Origin of the sequence: Streptomyces sp. PR69 (assembly GCF_026420845.1) — a bacterium.
Taxonomy (GTDB): Bacteria; Actinomycetota; Actinomycetes; order Streptomycetales; family Streptomycetaceae; genus Streptomyces.
The window spans coordinates 64,811-84,121 of record NZ_JAOWCB010000018.1 but is presented as its reverse complement, the minus strand read 5'-3'; the positions used below and the strand labels follow the sequence as shown (position 1 = coordinate 84,121).

Here is a 19,311-nt window from a genome sequence, read left to right as displayed (position 1 = left end):
ACGGTGGCCTTCACGCCAAAAGAACACACCGGGATGCATTCGGGTGAATCGGGCAATTAGGAAGATGAATCCTAGGTGAAGTTGGCCACCTGCCTCGTAATCATTGAATAAACATCCGCAGGATGGCGAGAATCCTTAATCGGGCACTCGTGGGGTCGATGGCGTGGGCGCGACCCGCAAACATCCGGAATTTGGTCAATCATTACCTTCGCGGTGTTTCGCCCCTACTGTGCTCTTCCGTGACCGCGATCGACCACCACTCCCAGCAAGCCGCCCTCCCCGCGCACCCGGCGAGGGTGCTCGCCCGCCGGGCCGCCGCACTCGCCGCCGGCGCCGTGCTCGTCCTGCTGGCCGGCTGCGGCGCCGCCTCACAGACCAACGAGGCGCGCGGCACGAACGCCGCCCCGCCCGAGAAGCCGAAGAAGCCCGCCGCGCCCGCCGGGCTGCCCGGCATGCCGCCCGTGCTCGACCCCAAGGACATCTACGCCGCCAACCGGCCGGGCAAGCTCTCGCCTGTCGTCAAGGGCTTCCCCTCCCGGGTGTACGTCCCCAACACCACCTCCAACACCGTCTCCGTCATCGACCCCAAGACATACAAGGTCATCGAGACGATCCCGGTCGGCAACCATCCGCAGCACGTCGTGCCCTCCTGGGACCTCAAGACGCTCTGGGTGAACAACAACCGGGGCAACACCCTCACCCCCATCGACCCGGCCACCGGCGTCGCGGGCAAGCCGGTCGAGGTCCACGACCCGTACAACCTCTACTTCACACCCAACGGCAAACACGCCGTCGTGATGGCCTCCCTCGACCGGGAGCTGGTCTTCCGCGACCCCCACACGATGGAGCGCGTGCACACCGAGCCGGTCTCCTGCTACGGCGTCAACCACGCCGACTTCTCCGCGGACGGCCGGTACTTCATCGTCTCCTGCGAGTTCTCCGGCGAACTCCTCAAGGTTGACACCCAGAAGATGAAGGTCATCGGCCAGCAGAAGCTCCCCTTCGAGGGAGCGATGCCACAGGATGTGAAGCTCTCCCCGGACGGCAAGACCTTCTATGTCGCCGACATGATGGCGCACGGCATGTGGGTGCTGGACGGCGAGAAGTTCACCACGCCCAAGCTGCTGCCCACCGGCAAGGGCTGCCACGGCCTCTACGTCAGCCGTGATTCCAAGGAGATGTACATCTCCAACCGGGGCGAGGGCTCCATCTCCGTCTTCGACTTCCCCAAGAACAAGCTGACGAAGAAGTGGCTGCTGCCCGACGGCGGCAGCCCCGACATGGGCGGCGTCTCCGCCGACGGCAAGGTCCTGTGGCTGTCCGGCCGTTACGACGCCGAGGTGTACGCCATCGACACCCGCACCGGCAAGCAGCTCGCCCGCATCCCGGTGGGCGGCGGCCCCCACGGCCTGGCGGTCTATCCCCAGCCGGGCCGCTACTCGCTGGGCCACACAGGGGTCTTCCGCTGAGCCGGGTGCGCTCCGCCGGCCCATGCCCGGCGGGGCGCACCCTCACCCGCGGGCGCTCCTCAGCACTCGATGATGTTGACCGCCAGGCCGCCGCGCGCGGTCTCCTTGTACTTGACGGACATATCCGCGCCGGTGTCCTTCATGGTCTTGATGACCTTGTCCAGTGAGACCTTGTGGCTGCCGTCGCCGCGCATCGCCATCTTCGCGGCGGTCACGGCCTTCACCGCCGCCATGCCGTTGCGCTCGATGCACGGAATCTGCACAAGGCCGCCGACCGGGTCGCAGGTCAGGCCCAGATTGTGCTCCATGCCGATCTCCGCGGCGTTCTCCACCTGCTCGGGGCTGCCGCCCAGCACCTCGGCCAGCGCGCCCGCGGCCATGGAGCAGGCGGAGCCGACCTCGCCCTGGCAGCCGACCTCGGCGCCGGAGATCGAGGCGTTCTCCTTGAAGAGCATGCCGATCGCTCCCGCGGCGAGCAGGAAGCGGACCACGCCCTCCTCGTCCGCGCCGGGGACAAAGTTCATGTAGTAGTGCAGAACGGCCGGGATGATGCCCGCCGCGCCGTTCGTCGGGGCGGTCACCACACGGCCGCCGGCCGCGTTCTCCTCGTTGACCGCCATCGCATAGAGCGTGATCCACTCCATGGCGCGGGCCTGCGGATCGCCCTCGGCGCGCAGCTGCCGCGCCGAGTTCGCGGCACGGCGGCGCACCTTCAGACCGCCCGGCAGGATGCCCTCCCGGGACATGCCGCGCGCCACGCACGCCTGCATCACGCGCCAGATGTCGAGCAGACCCTCGCGGATCTCCTCCTCCGTGCGCCAGGCCTTCTCGTTCTCCAGCATCAGCGCGGAGATCGAAAGCCCGGTCTCCCCGGTGAGGCGCAGCAGCTCGTCACCGGTGCGGAAGGGGTGCTTCAGGACGGTGTCGTCCAGCTTGATCCGGTCCTCGCCGACCGCGTCCTCGTCCACCACGAAGCCGCCGCCGACCGAGTAGTACGTCTTCTCCAGCAGCAGCCCGCCCTCGGCGTCGTACGCGAAGACCGTCATGCCGTTGGCGTGGTACGGCAGCGCCTTGCGGCGGTGCAGCACCAGGTCCTCGTCGAAGTCGAAGCCGATCTCGTGCATGCCCAGCAGATTCAGCCGTCCCGCCGTCTTGATCTGCTCGACGCGGGCGTCGGCACTCTCCACGTCGACGGTCCGGGGCGAGCTGCCCTCCAGGCCCAGCAGCACCGCCTTGGGCGTGCCATGGCCATGGCCGGTCGCGCCGAGTGAGCCGTACAGCTCGGCCCGTATCGACGCGGTGTGCGCGAGCAGGCCCTCGTTCTTCAGGCGCCGGGCGAACATCCGGGCCGCGCGCATCGGGCCGACCGTATGGGAGCTGGACGGGCCGATGCCGATCGAGAACAGGTCGAAGACCGAAATGGCCACGGATGTCTCCTAGGGGGTGGTAGACGCCGTCGTCTGCCGGGGTGGTGCAGGGCGTGCGGGGGGAAGGGCGGGAAAGCGTGGGAAGGGCGGAACGGGCGGGACAGGGGCGGGACAGTGCGAGGTGCGGGCATGGTGCGGGGCACCGTGCTCACTGGCGCTCACCGTCCAGTGTGCGCGGTGCCCCGACTTTTTGGACCTCTGCCGCTTTACGTCCGGATTACAGACCGGGGTAGAGCGGGTGCTTCTCGGCGAGCGCCGTGACCCGGGCGCGCAGGGCGGAAGCGTCGTAAGAGGGCTTCAGGGCCTCGGCGATGATGTCCGCGACCTCCGTGAAGTCCTCCGCCTGGAAGCCGCGGGTGGCCAGCGCCGGGGTGCCGATCCGCAGACCCGAGGTGACCATCGGCGGCCGCGGGTCGTTCGGGATCGCGTTCCGGTTGACCGTGATGCCGACCTCGTGCAGCCGGTCCTCGGCCTGCTGACCGTCCAGCTCCGAGTTCCGCAGATCCACCAGGACCAGATGGACGTCCGTGCCGCCGGACAGCACCGACACACCGTGCTCGGCCACATCGCTCTGCACCAGGCGCTCCGCGAGGATGCGGGCCCCGTCCAGGGTGCGCTGCTGGCGCTCCTTGAAGTCCTCAGAGGCGGCGACCTTGAAGGACACGGCCTTGGCGGCGATCACATGCTCCAGCGGGCCGCCCTGCTGACCGGGGAAGACCGCGGAGTTGATCTTCTTGGCGAGATCGGCGGTGCACAGGATCACACCGCCGCGCGGACCGCCGAGGGTCTTGTGCGTGGTGGTGGTCACGACATGCGCGTGCGGCACCGGGTTGGGGTGCAGACCGGCCGCGACCAGACCCGCGAAGTGGGCCATGTCGACCATCAGGTACGCGCCGACCTCGTCCGCGATCCGGCGGAAGGCGGCGAAGTCGAGCTGACGCGGGTACGCGGACCAGCCGGCCACGATCAGCTTCGGCTTGGCCTCCTTGGCGAGCCGCTCGACCTCGGCCATGTCGACCTGGCCGGTGGCGTCGTCCACGTGGTAGGCGACCACGTTGTAGAGCTTGCCGGAGAAGTTGATCTTCATGCCGTGGGTCAGATGACCGCCGTGGGCCAGATTCAGGCCCATGATCGTGTCGCCCGGCTTCAGCAGCGCGAACATCGCCGCCGCATTGGCCTGGGCGCCCGAGTGCGGCTGCACATTGGCGTGCTCCGCGCCGAACAGCTCCTTGATCCGGTCGATCGCGATCTGCTCGACGACGTCGACGTGCTCACAGCCGCCGTAGTAGCGGCGGCCCGGGTAGCCCTCGGCGTACTTGTTGGTGAGGACCGAGCCCTGCGCCTCCATGACCGCGACCGGGGCGAAGTTCTCCGAGGCGATCATCTCGAGGGTGGACTGCTGACGGTGGAGCTCGGCGTCGACGGCGGCGGCGACGTCCGGGTCCAGCTCATGAAGGGGGGTGTTCAGAAGCGACATGGTGACATCCCTAGGGGTCTGAAGTCAGCGACAGTCCGCGGTCAGCTGCCGGCGAACTCGGTGTACTCGTCAGCGGAGAGCAGGTCCTTCGGCTCCTCCGCCACGCGCACCTTGAACAGCCAGCCGCCCTCGAACGGGGCCGTGTTCACCAGCGACGGGTCGTCCACGACCGCCTGGTTCGCCTCGACGACCTCGCCCGTCACCGGGGAGTACAGGTCGCTGACCGACTTGGTCGACTCCAGCTCACCGCAGGTCTCGCCCGCGGTCACCGTGTCGCCCACCTCCGGGAGCTGGACGTACACCACATCGCCGAGGGCGTTCGCCGCGTGCTCCGTGATGCCGACCGTCGACACGCCGTCCTCGGCGTCCGACAGCCACTCGTGCTCCTTGCTGTAGCGCAGCTGCTGGGGGTTGCTCATGATCTGAATTCTCCTGTACGCGGGTGAGTGCTGGGGAACGGGGAGACGCGTGTCACTTCTGGCGCTTGTAGAACGGCAGCGCCACGACCTCGTACGGCTCGTGCGCGCCGCGGATGTCCACGCCGACGCCGGCCGTGCCGGGGGCGGCGTGCGCCGCGTCCACATAGGCCATGGCGATCGGCTTGCCGAGCGTCGGGGACGGCGCCCCGGAGGTCACCTCGCCGATCACCCGGCCGTCCGCCACCACGGACATCCCGGCGCGCGGCACCCGCCGCCCCTCGGCGATCAGGCCGACCAGCTTGCGCGGCGGGCGGGACTCGGCGCGCTCCTTGGCGGCGGCCAGCGCCGCGCGGCCCACGAAGTCGCCGTCCTTCTCGAACTTGACCACCCGGCCCAGACCCGCGTCGAACGGCGTCAGGGAGGTCGTCAGCTCATGCCCGTACAGCGGCATGCCCGCCTCCAGGCGCAGGGTGTCCCGGCAGGACAGCCCGCAGGGCGTCAGCCCGGCGGGCGCGCCGGCTTCGGTGATCGCCTGCCACAGCTTCTCCGCGTGCTGCGGCTGGGTGAACAGCTCGAATCCGTCCTCGCCCGTGTAGCCGGTGCGGGCGATCAGCGCCGGGACCCCGGCGACCGTGCCCGGCAGACCCGCGTAGTACTTCAGACCGTCCAGGTCGGCGTCCGTGAGGGACTTCAGGATGCCGGGGGACTCGGGCCCCTGGACGGCGATCAGCGCATAGGCGTCACGGTCGTCGCGCACCCGGGCGTCGAAGCCCGCGGCGCGCTCCGTCAGCGCGTCCAGCACGATCTGGGCGTTGCCCGCGTTCGCGACGACGAGGTACTCGGGGGACGCAGCGTCGGCGAGACGGTAGACGATCAGATCGTCCAGGATGCCGCCGTCCTCCTGGCAGATCATGGTGTAGCGGGCGCGGCCCACGCCGACGCCGCCGATATTGCCCACCAGCGCATAGTCGAGGAGGGCGGCGGCCTGCGGCCCGGTGACGGTGATCTCGCCCATGTGGGAGAGGTCGAAGAGACCGGCCTTGGTGCGTACGGCGTTGTGCTCGTCGCGCTCGCTGCCGTACCGCAGCGGCATGTCCCAGCCCGCGAAGTCGGTCATGGTCGCGCCCAGCGACCGGTGCAGGGCGTCGAGCGCCGTACGGCGCGGGGAGGTGCTCGAAGGGGCGTTGCTCATAGACAGGGCTCCCAGGGGCATGGTCAGGGCGAGGACAATCCTCCCCATCTGTCATCGGAACCTGAGAGGTTCGTCGCGACCGCACATATGGGTAGTCGTGACTTGCACCTTGGGTGGAGCCGCTCGACGGCGGCTCGCTTTTCAGATCTGCCTCGTCGCACGCGGTACGGGGCCTGAGAGATTCAAGGGAGGAACTTGCTCCTTCGGCGCCCGGCGGACACTCATGTCGCCGGGACTCTCCCGCGTGGATTCAAACGGCCGGTATGCAGTTGGCGCGCACATCATTGCATGCATCCGGGGAGAGTGGGGGGTCCGGCCACGATACGGGAAAGGTTGTGCCGCATTACCGTTTCTTTACACTCCATGAGCAAGGGTGGGTTGGCCCGGCTCCGGGCTCGACATGGGGGAGGCGCGATGACGTCGCAACGGACCGGCCAGATCGCACCGCCGGCCGCGGGCGTCCCGGCGCGGCCCGCAGCGGGAATCGCCGTACGGGCCTCTGCGCCCCTCCTGCGTGACCTGCGCGAACGGGCCGGGCGCAGCCCCGGCAGCCTGCTGTTCGCCGCGGGCGACGTGGTGGTCGTCTCCGGGCTGCCCGGCAGCGGCAAGTCCACCCTCATCAGACGCGCGGTCCCCGGCGGGGGCATCGATTCCCAGGACGCGCGGGAGCGCTGGGAGGCCCGGCTGCCGCGGTTCCTGCCGTACGGGGTGTACCGGCCCCTGGTGCGCCTCGCCCACTACGCCGGGCTGCGGCGGGCCCTGCGCTCCGGCGCCGGCGTCGTCGTCCACGACTGCGGCGCCCAGGCGTGGGTGCGCCGCTGGCTCGCCCGCGAGGCCCGCCGCCGCGGCAGCGGACTCCACCTCATCCTCCTCGACGTCCCGCCCGAGACGGCCCGCGCGGGCCAGCGGGCCCGCGGCCGCGGGGTGTCCCGCTACGCCTTCACCCGCCACCGCCGCGCCGTCTCCCGCCTCCTCCGCGCCGCCGAATCCGGCGACCTGCCGGCGGGCTGCGCCTCCGCGACGCTGCTGGACCGGGAGTCGGCGGCGGCGCTGAGGGTGCTGGGCTTCCGGAAGGGGTGAGCGTGTGCCCTGCGGGGGCCTGTTCCCCTGCCCCTTCCCTTACGCCCTGGGGCGTGGGGGGACCCCCACTTCCCGTAACTGGGGGCAAGCCCCCAGACCCCCTTTCACGGGGGCTCCGCCCCCGGACCCCCGCGCCTCAAACTCCCCCAGCTACCGCTGGGAGGTACCCCCAGGCGAGGCTGGATTCTGGCCCCCGCGCCCCAAACGGCGGCGGGGCTCATTTTGAGCGTAGGGGGAGGGGTGGGGGAACAGCCCGCCGCAGGCGGCACCCCGCGCCCCGATCACCCCGCACGCTAAGGTCACCCCGTAGCACCGCAAAAGAAGAGGGGCGCCGCACGTCATGGACATCCCGCCGCAGGCCCACACCGCCTGGCCCGGCAATGAGCTGGAGGAGACACTCGCCGCCTCCGTCGGCAACCCCACCGCCGGCGCCCGCCTCGTCGAGGTCCTCTCCCGCAGCCACGTCTGGGTGCCCCTCCCCAACGGCGGCGGGCCCGACAGCCCCGACCTGGACCTGCCCACCGTGGAGGTCGACGGCGCGGCGTATGTCCCCGTGTTCAGCTCGGAGCAGCAGTTCCTGCAGTGCGCGGGCGCGCATATGTCGTTCACCGTCGCGCCCGCCCGCGACTTCGCCCGCGGTCTGCCCCCGCAGCTCGGCATCGCCGTCAACCCGGGCGGCACCGTCGGCATGCCTCTCCCGCCGCCCGCCGTGGCGGAACTCTGCGTCGCCGGGCGCACCCCGCTGGAGGGCCCGGCGACCGGCGGCCGGGTACGGCTCTTCGAGCCCGACTGGCAGGACGAGCCCATCGACTTCCTGGCCGCCGCGGCCGGCGAGTTCGAGGAGTCCGGCGTCGTCCTCACCGCCCGCCGCGCTCTCGCCTCCGTCGAGGGCGACGCGCCGTCTCTCTTCGTCGGCGTCCAGCTCTCCTCCTGGGAGGGCGAGAGCCGCAACGCGCCCATGGCCGCCCTCGGCCGGGCCCTCGGCCGCGTCCAGGTGCGGTGGCCGGTCAATCTCGTACTGCTGGACGTGGCCCAGGACCCGGTCGGCGACTGGATGCTGGAGCGCATCCGCCCCTTCTACGAGCGCCGGCCCGCGTGACCCGCCCGCCGGAGTCGTCAAGTCTGCGTTAAGAGGGCCGATTAAGCTGGGTTCCAGAGGGACGACGAGGGACCACGAGGGGCGACGTCGACGAGGGACGGCGTTCCAGAGGGACGACGAGGGGCGGGACCCAGAGTGAGCGCGTCAGGCACCGCTGCGGCCGGGCAGGTCGAGCACATGCTGCGCCAGGTGACTCCCGGAGGCTACGACTCCTATGAGGCGCTGCTGCACGCGCTCGCCGACCCCGCGCAGGGCCGGGTCTGGATGCTGCTCTGGCATGGCGCGCCCGGCGCCCCCGACGCCCAGTACGGAAACATGGAGGTCGACGGCGTCGGATACGCCCCCTGCGTCACCTCGGCGCAGGAGCTCGCTGCCTCCGGCTGGAACCGCGCCCATGAAGTGGTCAGCGGCCTCGACATCGCCCGCGCCCTCTTCCCCGAGCGCTGGGGCATCTGGCTCAACCCGCACGCACCCGGCGGCGGCGTCGGCATCCCCTGGCCCGATCTGCGCCGGATCGCCACCGGCCTCGACCGGATGCCCGCGGGACCGCTGACCCTGTCCGAGCCGGTCATCGAGCTGCCCCAGTTCTACGGCCTGCTCGCGCAGAACGCCCACCGCACCCCCGCGGTCCGCTCGCTGCGCCGTGCCTGGGTGCAGCCCTCGCTGGGCGCCCCGTATCTCGCCATCGGCCTCGATCTGTACGACACCGGCGCCGCGTCCGTCGACGCGGTGCGCGCGATGATGCGGCAGACGGTGACGGCGGTCCCGGACGGGCTGCCGGTCTCCACGGTCGCGATGTCCGATGAGTACGACCCTGTGGCGATGTGGCTGCGCGCCCGTGCGCGCCCCTTCTACGACCGTGAGGCCCACGGCCCGGCCCGGCCATAAATCCCAGCACGTGGACGGGCGGCCCTGGCTGTCGGCCCGTCAGGCCCCGCTCGTCTCTGCTGAACCACCGGTCAATAGCTGCACTGAACTTCCTTATATGTCAACGGTGTTAATTCGGGCATTGTGCGGCGTTCGTTGTTGTCCCGTATCTGCCCGGTTTGTTGAGTGTCCGGGTCTCAGCTAGGTATCACCGCTATCCGGACTGTTCTCCGCCGTCCTACTCGTCTGTAGTGTTCGGCCGGTCAAGACCTCTTCTCCATACGGCGGAAACCCTGGGGTGGACCGATGCGTATTTGCAAGTCAAGAGCCGTCCGGGCGGTGACAGCGGCTGTCGCCGTTGGCCTGATCGCCACAGGGTGCGGCAGTGACCGGGGCAAGGACGACGCAAAGGGCGACAAGGACACGTTCGTGTTCGCCGGCGCCGGCGATCCCGGCTCGCTGGACCCCGCGCTCGCGGCCGACGGCGAGACCTACCGGGTCACCCGCCAGGCGTTCGAGCCGCTGCTTGAGCACGAGTCCGGCGGCTCCAAGCTGGTCGGCGGCCTGGCCGAGTCCTGGGAGAGCAACGACGCGGGCACGGTGTGGACGTTCAACCTCCGCAAGGGCGTGAAGTTCCACGACGGAGAAACGTTCAACGCCGCCGCGGTCTGCGCGAACTACGAGCACTGGTTCAACTGGACGGGCACGTACCAGTCCAGCGCGGTCTCGTACTACTGGCAGTCCATCATGGGCGGCTTCAAGAAGAACGAGGACCCCGAGACGCCCAAGCCGAACTACAAGTCGTGCACCGCCAAGGACGAGCACACCGCCGTCATCGAGGTCAACGAGGCGTCCGCCAACCTGCCGGGCGGCTTCTCCCTCCAGGCCCTGTCGATCCACTCGCCGAAGGCCATCAAGGAGTACGAGAAGCAGGAAGCTTCCGCCAAGGGTGACGCGATCACCTACCCCAAGTACAGCCAGGAGGCCGGCACGGTCGCCGGCACCGGGCCGTACAAGATCAAGGAGTGGAACAAGGGGAACAAGGAAGTCACCCTTGAGCGCTTCGACGACTACTGGGGCGAGAAGGCCAAGGTGAAGAACCTGGTCATCCGCACCATCGACACCACGGAAGGCCGCCGCCAGGCCCTCCAGGCCGGTGACATCGACGGTTACGACCTGGTCGCCCCCGCCGACGTCAAGACCCTGGAGGAGGCGGGCTTCCAGGTCCCGACCCGCGATGTCTTCAACATCCTCTACCTGGGCATGACCCAGGAGGCGAGCCCGGCGCTGAAGAAGCCCGAGGTGCGCCAGGCCATCGCACACTCCATCGACCGCGAGAACATGGTCAAGACCCAGCTGCCGGAGGGCGGCAAGGTAGCGACCCAGTTCATGCCCCACACGGTCGAGGGCCACTCGGACAAGGTGAAGACGTACGCGTTTGACACCAACAAGGCCAAGCAGCTCCTCAAGGACGCGGGCGAGTCCGGTCTGAAGATCGACTTCTGCTACCCGACCGAGGTCACCCGCCCGTACATGCCCGCCCCGCAGGACATGTTCGAGCTGATGAAGGCCGACCTGGAGAAGGCCGGCGTCACCGTCACCCCGAAGCCGATGAAGTGGGCCCCGGACTATCTGGACGCCGTCGAGACCGGCAGCTGCGCGCTGCACATGCTCGGCTGGACCGGTGACTTCAACGACGGCTACAACTTCATCGGCACCTGGTTCTCCAAGTACGACAAGCAGTGGGGCTTCAAGGACGACACGGTCTTCAACGCCGTGAACGCCGCGTCCAAGGAGACCGAACCCGCCCAGCGCATCGAGGCCTACAAGAAGGCCAACGAGATCATCATGGAGTACCTGCCCGGTCTCCCGGTCTCCTCCTCCCCGCCGGCCATCGCGTTCGCCAAGAACGTCAACCCGCCGAAGGTCTCCCCGCTGACGCAGGAGAACTTCGCCGAGGCGTCGTTCAAGTAAGCACATCCGCACGCGGGGTCCGCCCGGCCACAGCACGGCGTGGCCGGGCGGACCCGCATCTCACGCACGTAGTCACGCACGTAAGAAAGGGGCATGCGGGGTGCTGCGACTCGTCGTACGAAGACTGCTACAGCTCATTCCCACCCTGCTCGGCCTGTCGGTTCTGCTCTTCATCTGGCTGAACCGACTGCCCGGCGGACCCGCCTCAGCGATCCTGGGCGAGCGGGCGACCGAAGCCGAAGTGGCGCGCATCAACCGGGCCCTGGGACTCGACCAGCCCGTCTACGTCCAGTACGGCAGATTCCTCAAGCGCATCTTCGAACTGGACCTCGGGACGTCGGTGCAGACCGGACAGCCGGTGTGGGACGAGTTCGCCGTGCGCTTCCCGGCCACGGTGGAGCTGAGCCTGATGGCGATGGCCATCGCGATCGCCGTCGGCATCCCGCTCGGCTATCTCGCGGCCAAGCGCCGCGGCGGCTGGCTGGATGTGGCCGCGGTGTCCGGCTCGCTGGTCGGCATCTGCATCCCGGTGTTCTTCCTCGCCCTGATCCTCAAGGGCATCTTCGCGGTCAACCTCGGCATCTTCCCCTCCTACGGGCGTCTCACCACCGGCATCGACGCCACCAGCGTCACCGGCTTCGCTGTACTCGACGGCATCCTCACGGGCGAGTTCGACGCCTCGTGGGACGCGATCATGCATCTGGTGCTGCCGGCGGTCACCCTCGCCTCCATCCCGCTGGCCGTGATCGTCCGGATGACCCGCGCCAGCGTGCTGGAGGTGCTCGGCGAGGACTACGTCCGCACCGCGGAGTCCAAGGGCCTTCAGAAGCGCGTCGTACGCGCCCGCCATGTGCTGCGCAACGCCATGCTGCCGGTGATCACCGCCGTCGGTCTGCTCACCGGAAGCCTGCTGTCCGGAGCGGTCCTCACCGAGTCGGTGTTCTCCTTCAACGGCATCGGCAACTTCATCCGCACCGCCATCGACGCCCGTGACTACCCGGTGCTCGTCGGCTTCATCATGTTCATCGCGATGATGTACGTCCTCATCAACCTGCTGGTCGACCTGGCGTACAGCCTCATTGACCCGAGAGTGCGGGTGCACTGACGTGAGCACCAAGACTGAGAAGATCGACCGCCTCGCATCCCTGATGCAGCAACACGAGACCACGGTCGGCGCGAGCCTGTGGCGCGAGGCGTTCCGCAGACTGAAGGCCAGCAAGATGGCCGTCATCGGCGCCTCGATCATCGCCGTGTTCATCGTGGTCGCGATCGTCGGGCCCTGGGTCGCCCCCTACTCGCCGTCCGCCCAGAACTGGCGCGGCGAAGTCTTCGTCAACCAGGGAGAGTTCGTCGGCGCCCGCGGCGAGAACTGGTTCGGCCTGGACCACCTCGGCCGCGATATGTTCTCCCGCTTCCTCGTCGGCGCCCGGCAGACGCTGCTCGTGGGCGTGGTCTCCATGCTCATCGGCCTGATCGCGGGCGCGCTGATCGGCGTCGTCTCGGGTGCGTCGGCCACGCTGGGCGGCAGGGCCGGGCAGCGCGTCGACAACGTCATCATGCGCTTTATCGACATCATGCTGTCGCTGCCGTCGCTGCTGCTCGCCGTGTCGATAGCGGCCGTGATGGGCCAGTCGCTGACCACCGTGATGATCGCCGTCGGCGTCATCCAGATCCCCATCTTCGCCCGCCTGCTGCGCGGTTCGATGCTCGCGCAGGGCGGCTCCGACTATGTGCTGGCGGCCAAGGCGCTGGGCGTGCGGAAGAAGCGGATCGTCCTCACCCAGATCCTGCCGAACTCGCTCAGCCCGGTCATCGTCCAGGCGACCCTCAGCCTCGCCACGGCGATCATCGAGGCCGCGGCCCTGTCCTATCTGGGCCTCGGCAACCCCGACCCGGCCGTCCCCGAGTGGGGCGTCATGCTCTCCCAGGCGCAGCGGTTCTTCGACAACGCGCCGATGATGGCCGTGTACCCGGCCGTCGGGATCATCATCACGGCCCTCGGCTTCACCCTGCTCGGCGAGGCCATGCGAGAAGCCCTCGACCCGAAGCTGCGAGGCTGAGAACCCATGCCACTGCTTACCGTTGACGAACTGACCGTCACCTTCGGCGGACGTGGCCGCACCGCCTCGACCGCCGTCGACGGCGTCTCCTTCACCGTCGACCAGGGCCAGGTCGTGGGCCTGGTCGGAGAGTCGGGCTGCGGCAAGTCCGTGACGTCCCTGGCGCTGATGGGTCTGCTCCCGCGCAAGGGCGTCGCCATCGGCGGCCGCGCGGACTTCGACGGCGAGGACCTGCTCGCCCTGAGCCCGAAGCGCATCCGGGACCTGCGCGGCAGCCAGCTCGCGATGATCTTCCAGGATCCGCTCTCCTCGCTGAATCCGGTCGTCCCCATCGGCATCCAGGTCACCGAGATCCTGCAGCGCCACCGCGGGATGAAGGGGGACGCCGCCCGCAAGGAGGCCGCTCATCTGCTCGACCGGGTCGGCATCCCCGACCCCACGCGGCGGCTCAAGGAGTATCCGCACCAGCTCTCCGGCGGCATGCGCCAGCGGGCGCTGATCGCCATGGCCGTCGCCTGCGCGCCCCGGCTGCTGATCGCCGATGAGCCGACCACGGCCCTCGATGTGACCATCCAGGCCCAGATCCTGGAACTCCTCAAGGAGCTGGTGGACGAGGAGGGCACCGCCCTGCTGATGATCACCCATGATCTGGGGGTCGTCGCCGGACTGTGCGACCAGGTGAATGTGCTCTACGCGGGCCGGGCGGTGGAGTCCGCGGGCCGGCGCGAGCTGTTCGCCCACCCGACCCATCCGTACGCACACGGTCTGCTGGGCTCTATCCCCCGGTTGGACGCCCCGCGCGGGGAGCCGCTGACCCCGATCCGCGGATCGATCAACGACAAGATCGCCTGGACGGACGGCTGCGCGTTCGCGCCGCGCTGCGACCACTACACGATGGAGTGCCTGACCGGCACCCCCGAACTGACCGCACCGCGGACCGAGGGACACCTGGTGCGCTGTGTGAACCCGGTCCTGCCGCAGAACGGCGCCGAGCAGGACGTGGACGGCGCGGACGACAGGGACGGCGCGGAGGACGCGAACGGCGCGGAGAAGGAGATCACGGCATGAGCCTGCTCGAACTGGACGATGTGAAGGTCCACTTCCCCGTCAGGAAGGGTGTGCTCTTCAACCGTACGGTGGGCCATGTCTACGCGGTCGACGGCATCTCGCTGAGCGTCTCGGCAGGCCAGACGTACGGTCTCGTCGGCGAGTCGGGCTGCGGCAAGACGACGCTCGGCCGCGCCGTGCTGCGGCTGGTGGACATCACCGACGGCGAGGTCGTCTTCGACGGCACGGACCTGGCGAAGCTGCCAGAGGAGGAGATGCGGAAGTTCCGCCGCCGCCTCCAGATGGTCTTCCAGGACCCGCTGGGCAGCCTCAACCCGCGGCAGAACATCGAGTCGATCCTGTCCGAGGGCATGGCGGCGCACGGCATCGGCGCGAACCAGGAGGAGCGCCGGGAGAAGATCAAGGCGATCCTCGCCCGCGTCGGCCTCCCCGCCAACGCCCTGTCCCGCTATCCGCACGAGTTCTCCGGCGGCCAGCGCCAGCGCATCGGCATCGCCCGCGCGCTGGTGCTGGAGCCGGACGTCATCATCTGCGACGAGCCGGTCTCGGCGCTCGACGTCTCGATCCAGGCGCAGGTGATCAACCTGCTGGAGGAGCTCCAGGAACAGCTCGGGCTGACCTATCTCGTCATCGCCCACGATCTCGCGGTGGTCCGGCATATCTCGGACGTCATCGGCGTCATGTACCTGGGCTCCCTGGTCGAGGAGGCCCCCAGCGACGCCTTGTACGCCTCCCCGAGGCATCCGTACACCAAGGCCCTGATGTCCGCGGTCCCCGTCCCGGACCCCGACGTCGAGGACCGCCGCGAGCGCATCCTCCTCCATGGCGACCTCCCCTCACCGGCCGACCCCCCGGCGGGCTGCCGCTTCCACACCCGCTGCCCCTGGGCCCAGCCCGGCAGGTGCGCCACGGAGCGCCCGCCGCTCACGGACCTGGGGGACGGCCACCGGGTGGCCTGCCACTTCGCGAAGGAGATCGAGGAGGGCACGGTCCAGCGCGGCGACGAGTCATGACCGGGGGCGGAGCGGGGGTCCGGGGGCCGAGCCCCCGGGTGTAAAACGGTCCCGTGCTCCCCGACCTCTTCACCCCCTCCACCCTCCGCGCCCTTGAACTCGCCGGCATCTTCGTCTTCGCCATCTCCGGCGCTCTCCTCGCCGTCCGCAAGAACTTCGACGTCTTCGGCATCGCGGTCCTCGCCGAGGCCACCGCCCTCGGCGGCGGCCTCTTCCGCGATCTGATCATCGGGGCGGTCCCGCCCGCCGCTTTCACGGACCTCGGATACTTTCTGACCCCGTTGGTGGCCACGGTCCTGGTCTTCTTCCTGCACCCCCAGGTCGAGCGCATCCAGCGCGGTGTGTATGTCTTCGACGCGGCGGGTCTGGGGCTGTTCTGCGTCACCGGCACCACCAAGGCGTACGAGTACGGCCTCGGCCTGACCTCGTCCGCCACGCTCGGCCTCGCCACGGCCGTCGGCGGCGGGGTCATCCGGGACGTCCTCGCCAACGAGATCCCCTCGCTGCTGCGCTGGGACCGCGATCTGTACGCGGTCCCAGCGATCATCGGCGCGACCATCGTCGCCCTCGCCATCCGGCTCGACGCCCTGAACACGGCCACCGGCATGGTGGCCGCCGGCACTGCCTTCGGGGTCCGTCTGCTGGCGATCCGCTACCACCTGCGCGCCCCGAGGGCCTGGAACCGCAGATCGGCGACGGCGGAGGAAGCATAGGGCGCATAGCAAAAGCTACCGCTTAGTAGTTTCCTGTTGTACGGTGCGAGCATGGCAGAGGCAGCAACCATCGGGGACAGCGAGTTCGATCGCGACACGGCTGTCACCCTCCGCGAACCGGGCGTGTACGACGCCGAACTCTCCGCGGGCTGGACCATCATCCGCGCCGTCAACGGCGGCTATCTGCTGGCGCTTCTCGGCCGCGCGCTGGGCGAGTCGCTGCCGCACCGCGACCCGCTCGCCGTCTCCGCGCACTACCTCACGGCCTCCCGGCCGGGCCCCGCGGTGATCCGGACGCAGGCCGTGCGCTCCGGGCGGACGATGTCCACCGGCCAGGCGTCGCTGTTCCAGCGGGACGAGGACGGCGGCGAGGTCGAGCGCATCCGCGTGCTGGCGACATACGGAGACCTGGACCAGCTTCCCGACGACGTCCGGACGTCCGCCAAACCACCGGCCATTCCGCCCCGTGAGCACTGCTTCGGGCCGTCCGACGCGCCCGCGCCGATCCCCGGCAGCTCGGCGATCACCGACCGGCTGGACATCAAGCTCGACCCGGCCACGCTCGGCTGGGCGCTGGGCGCGCCCTCCGGCAAGGGGGAGATGCGGGCCTGGTTCGGGCTCGCCGACGGCCGGGACGCGGACCCGCTCTCGCTCCTGCTGACCGTGGACGCGCTGCCGCCGACCGCCTTCGAGCTGGGGCTGGAGGGCTGGACTCCCACCGTGGAACTCACCGCGCACATCCGCTGCCGCCCGGCCCCCGGGCCGCTGCGGGTCTCCATCACGACCCGCAATCTCGCGGGCGGCTTCCTGGAGGAGGACGCGGACGTGTGGGACTCGGCGGACCGCCTGGTCGCCCAGTCCCGCCAGCTGGTCATGGCCCCGCGCGGCTGATCTGACAGCGGCGAGGGGCGTCCGGATGCGGACGCCCCCTCTCGCGTTCCCGTGGGGCGCGCGGTCAGCCGTCCAGCCAGTGCTTTCTGCCCAGGCTCACCAGCCTCAGCTGACGCCGCGCCAGCGAGCAGATCCGCTCAGCCTCCTCGGGGCCCGCCTCCAGCAGGGCGCTCGCCGTCATCACCATATGGTCGACATAGACGCCGGCCAGCATCAGCAGATCGTCCTCGTCCCACCCCGCCGACTCCGGCTCCCGCGCGAACGCCGCCGCCACCTCCTCGGCGAACAGCCGCAGTTGCGCCCCTATCGCCTCCCGCACCTGCCGCACGCCTCCGTGCCGCTCGCGCGCGACAAAGCGGACATGCGCGGGGGAGTCCCGTACGAGGGCGGCGATGAGCGCCACCGTACGGTCGATCCGCCGCTCGTCTCGGGAGTCCCCGAGCGCCTCGCCGATCGTGGCGTGCAGGCTGCCGAGCGTCTCCTCGACGAGGGCGACCCCGAGATCCGCCGTGTCCCGGAAGTGCCGGTAGAACGCGGTCGGCGCGACACCCACGGCACGTGTCACCTCGCGCAGGCCGAGGCTGCTCAGGCTCTGGTCCTCCAGGAGCTGGAGCGCTGCGTCCAAGAGAGCCTGACGGGTCTTCTGCTTCTGGGCCTGACGGATGCCGAGGGTGTGACTCATGACATTCAGTAAACAGCCGTTCGCTGGATACGGGAAGAGTAGACTGGCTAGTCAGTGAACAGTCGTACTCACAAGTGTTCACCGAAAGGATGACGATGATCGCCCTCGTCGCAGCGCTTCTCCTTCTGGGAATCATGCTGGGCGCCGTGGTCCAGCTCCCCGCAGCCGCAAGCGTCCCGGCCGCCGCCGTCATCGGCGTATGGCTGATCGTCTTCGCGGTGCGCGAGCGCCGTTCCACCCGCCTCGGAAGGAGCTGAGAAGGCCCATGCTCCTGCAGCACACGCCCACCGAGCCCACCGTGTCCACCGTGTCCACCGTGTCCACAGCCGACTGGGGCCGTCCCCGGAGCGCGGCGTCCGCCGCCGACGGCATGGCCGTGGCCTCCTTCGTCCTCGGCCTCGTCGGCCTGCTCGTGATGAACCTCCTGCTCGGCCCGATCGCCATCGGTCTGGCCGCGACCGCCCTCCGCCGGGGGACCGCGCGCCGCGGGCGCGCCCTGCTCGGCCTGGCGCTGGGCGTCGCCGATCTCGTGGCGCTGGCCGTGCTGGTCACGGTCAACGGGACGGTGATCTGGACGTTCGGCGGCTGACGAGCCGATCTGCCGACCGCGCGCCGGCCGGGCGCGACCGCGGTCAGGGGCGTACGAGGGCGACCGTGCGCCCCTGCGCCGCGTCCGCGCCCCCGCTCCGCCTCGTAGAATCGAGGCCACCATGGTTTACCTCGACCACGCCGCGACCACTCCCATGCTGCCGGAGGCCGTTGAGGCGCTGACCGCCCAGCTGACCGTCACCGGCAACGCCTCCGCCCTGCACGCAGCGGGCCGCCGCGCCCGCCGCACCGTCGAGGAGGCGCGCGAGACGCTCGCCGAGGCGCTGGGCGCACGGCCCAGCGAAGTGGTCTTCACCTCCGGCGGCACCGAGGCCGACAATCTCGCCGTCAAGGGGCTGTACTGGGCGCGGCGGGACGCCGACCCGGCGCGCACACGCGTCCTGGCCAGCCCCGTCGAGCACCACGCCGTCCTCGACGCGGTCGACTGGCTCGCCGAGCACGAGGGCGCGAACGTCGAGTATCTGCCGGTCGACGGATACGGGCGGGTGCACCCGGAGGCCCTGCGGGAGTCCATCGAGCGCAACCCCGGCGATGTCGCGCTCGCCACCGTCATGTGGGCGAACAACGAGATCGGAACGGTCCTCCCCATTGCCGAACTCTCCGCCGTAGCGGCGGAATTCGGCATTCCGCTGCATTCCGACGCCGTCCAGGCCGTCGGCCAGCTCGATGTCTCCTTCGAGCGCTCCGGCCTCGCCGCGATGACCGTCTCCGGCCACAAGATCGGCGGCCCATACGGCATCGGCGCGCTGCTGCTCGGCCGCGACCACAGCCCCGTCCCCGTCCTGCACGGCGGCGGCCAGGAGCGCCAGGTCCGCTCGGGCACCCTCGACACACCCGCGATCGCCGCCTTCGCCGTGGCCGGCCGCCTCGCCGCCGAGCGCCGCGAGCAGTTCGCCCGCGAGGTCGGCGCGCTGCGCGACGCGCTCATCGACGCCGTACGCCGCGCCGTCCCGGACGCGATCCTCGGCGGCGACCCCGGCGACCGGCTCCCCGCCAACGCGCACTTCACCTTCCCCGGCTGCGAGGGCGACTCGCTGCTGCTCCTGCTCGACGCCCAGGGCATCCAGTGCTCCACGGGCTCCGCCTGCACGGCGGGCGTCGCCCAGCCCAGCCATGTCCTGCTGGCCACCGGCAGCGCCCCGGACCTGGCCCGCGGCACCCTCCGCTTCAGCCTCGGCCACACCTCTGCCAAGGCGGACGTGGACGCGCTGGCGGAGGCCATCGGCCCAGCGGTGGAACGCGCCCGCACGGCGGGCCTCACCTGACAGCCG

Annotated in this window: 19 protein-coding genes and 1 riboswitch; of the genes, 14 read left to right on the top strand and 5 right to left on the bottom strand. The window is 70.0% G+C overall.

From position 1 onward, the window contains the following. Positions 1–296: 296 nt before the first annotated feature. Positions 297–1,469, top strand: a complete 1,173-nt coding sequence (locus OF819_RS18735; RefSeq protein WP_267244742.1) for a YncE family protein — start codon at positions 297–299, stop codon at positions 1,467–1,469. 59 nt (positions 1,470–1,528) lie between these two features. Here OF819_RS18735 and OF819_RS18730 read toward each other — a convergent pair whose 3' ends face one another. From OF819_RS18730 to gcvT, 4 genes are all read right to left on the bottom strand, one after another. After that, complete coding sequence (locus tag OF819_RS18730; RefSeq protein ID WP_267244718.1) at positions 1,529–2,896, bottom strand: L-serine ammonia-lyase; 1,368 nt, start codon at positions 2,894–2,896, stop codon at positions 1,529–1,531. 217 nt (positions 2,897–3,113) lie between these two features. Beyond that, a complete protein-coding gene (glyA, locus tag OF819_RS18725; protein WP_267244717.1) occupies positions 3,114–4,373 on the bottom strand; it encodes a serine hydroxymethyltransferase in 1,260 nt (419 codons plus the stop codon). Between the two features lie 41 nt (positions 4,374–4,414). After that, positions 4,415–4,792, bottom strand: coding sequence for a glycine cleavage system protein GcvH (gene gcvH, locus OF819_RS18720; RefSeq protein WP_267244716.1), 378 nt, complete (start codon positions 4,790–4,792; stop codon positions 4,415–4,417). A 52-nt stretch (positions 4,793–4,844) separates the two neighbouring features. After that, a complete protein-coding gene (gcvT, locus tag OF819_RS18715) occupies positions 4,845–5,984 on the bottom strand; it encodes a glycine cleavage system aminomethyltransferase GcvT (RefSeq protein WP_267244715.1) in 1,140 nt (379 codons plus the stop codon). A gap of 152 nt (positions 5,985–6,136) precedes the next feature. Next, positions 6,137–6,237: riboswitch (glycine riboswitch) on the bottom strand. A gap of 161 nt (positions 6,238–6,398) precedes the next feature. Here gcvT and OF819_RS18710 point away from each other — a divergent pair. The 10 genes from OF819_RS18710 (at position 6,399) to OF819_RS18665 (ending at position 16,749) form a co-directional block, all read left to right on the top strand. Further along, entirely contained in the window at positions 6,399–7,064 is a 666-nt protein-coding gene (locus OF819_RS18710) for an AAA family ATPase (protein WP_267244714.1), read from the top strand. 340 nt (positions 7,065–7,404) lie between these two features. Further along, positions 7,405–8,163, top strand: coding sequence for an enhanced serine sensitivity protein SseB (locus tag OF819_RS18705; RefSeq protein WP_267244713.1), 759 nt, complete (start codon positions 7,405–7,407; stop codon positions 8,161–8,163). Positions 8,164–8,298: 135 nt separating this feature from the next. Then, entirely contained in the window at positions 8,299–9,051 is a 753-nt protein-coding gene (locus OF819_RS18700) for an enhanced serine sensitivity protein SseB C-terminal domain-containing protein (protein WP_267244712.1), read from the top strand. A 285-nt stretch (positions 9,052–9,336) separates the two neighbouring features. Continuing rightward, positions 9,337–11,004, top strand: coding sequence for an ABC transporter substrate-binding protein (locus tag OF819_RS18695; RefSeq protein ID WP_267244711.1), 1,668 nt, complete (start codon positions 9,337–9,339; stop codon positions 11,002–11,004). 100 nt (positions 11,005–11,104) lie between these two features. Then, positions 11,105–12,109 (top strand): ABC transporter permease, encoded by a 1,005-nt coding sequence (locus OF819_RS18690; protein ID WP_267244710.1) that lies wholly within the window; start codon positions 11,105–11,107, stop codon positions 12,107–12,109. 43 nt (positions 12,110–12,152) lie between these two features. Then, positions 12,153–13,064 (top strand): ABC transporter permease, encoded by a 912-nt coding sequence (locus tag OF819_RS18685; RefSeq protein ID WP_267244741.1) that lies wholly within the window; start codon positions 12,153–12,155, stop codon positions 13,062–13,064. A 6-nt stretch (positions 13,065–13,070) separates the two neighbouring features. Beyond that, positions 13,071–14,132 (top strand): ABC transporter ATP-binding protein, encoded by a 1,062-nt coding sequence (locus tag OF819_RS18680; RefSeq protein WP_267244709.1) that lies wholly within the window; start codon positions 13,071–13,073, stop codon positions 14,130–14,132. After that, positions 14,129–15,145: an ABC transporter ATP-binding protein gene (locus OF819_RS18675; RefSeq protein ID WP_267244708.1), complete on the top strand. Its 1,017-nt coding sequence runs from the start codon at positions 14,129–14,131 to the stop codon at positions 15,143–15,145. Before OF819_RS18680 ends, OF819_RS18675 begins: the two co-directional genes overlap by 4 nt. Positions 15,146–15,198: 53 nt before the next feature. Next, positions 15,199–15,858, top strand: coding sequence for a trimeric intracellular cation channel family protein (locus OF819_RS18670; RefSeq protein WP_267244707.1), 660 nt, complete (start codon positions 15,199–15,201; stop codon positions 15,856–15,858). 51 nt (positions 15,859–15,909) lie between these two features. Next, positions 15,910–16,749 (top strand): thioesterase family protein, encoded by an 840-nt coding sequence (locus tag OF819_RS18665; RefSeq protein WP_267244706.1) that lies wholly within the window; start codon positions 15,910–15,912, stop codon positions 16,747–16,749. 64 nt (positions 16,750–16,813) lie between these two features. On the opposite strand, the gene OF819_RS18660 is transcribed toward OF819_RS18665, so the two are convergent. After that, entirely contained in the window at positions 16,814–17,431 is a 618-nt protein-coding gene (locus OF819_RS18660) for a TetR/AcrR family transcriptional regulator (protein ID WP_267244705.1), read from the bottom strand. Between the two features lie 95 nt (positions 17,432–17,526). Between OF819_RS18660 and OF819_RS18655 the strand changes: the two genes are divergently transcribed. From OF819_RS18655 to OF819_RS18645, 3 genes are all read left to right on the top strand, one after another. Then, positions 17,527–17,688: a hypothetical protein gene (locus OF819_RS18655; RefSeq protein ID WP_267244704.1), complete on the top strand. Its 162-nt coding sequence runs from the start codon at positions 17,527–17,529 to the stop codon at positions 17,686–17,688. Between the two features lie 8 nt (positions 17,689–17,696). Then, complete coding sequence (locus OF819_RS18650) at positions 17,697–18,020, top strand: DUF4190 domain-containing protein (protein ID WP_267244703.1); 324 nt, start codon at positions 17,697–17,699, stop codon at positions 18,018–18,020. A gap of 121 nt (positions 18,021–18,141) precedes the next feature. Next, entirely contained in the window at positions 18,142–19,305 is a 1,164-nt protein-coding gene (locus OF819_RS18645; protein WP_267244702.1) for a cysteine desulfurase family protein, read from the top strand. The last annotated feature ends 6 nt before the right edge of the window (positions 19,306–19,311 follow it).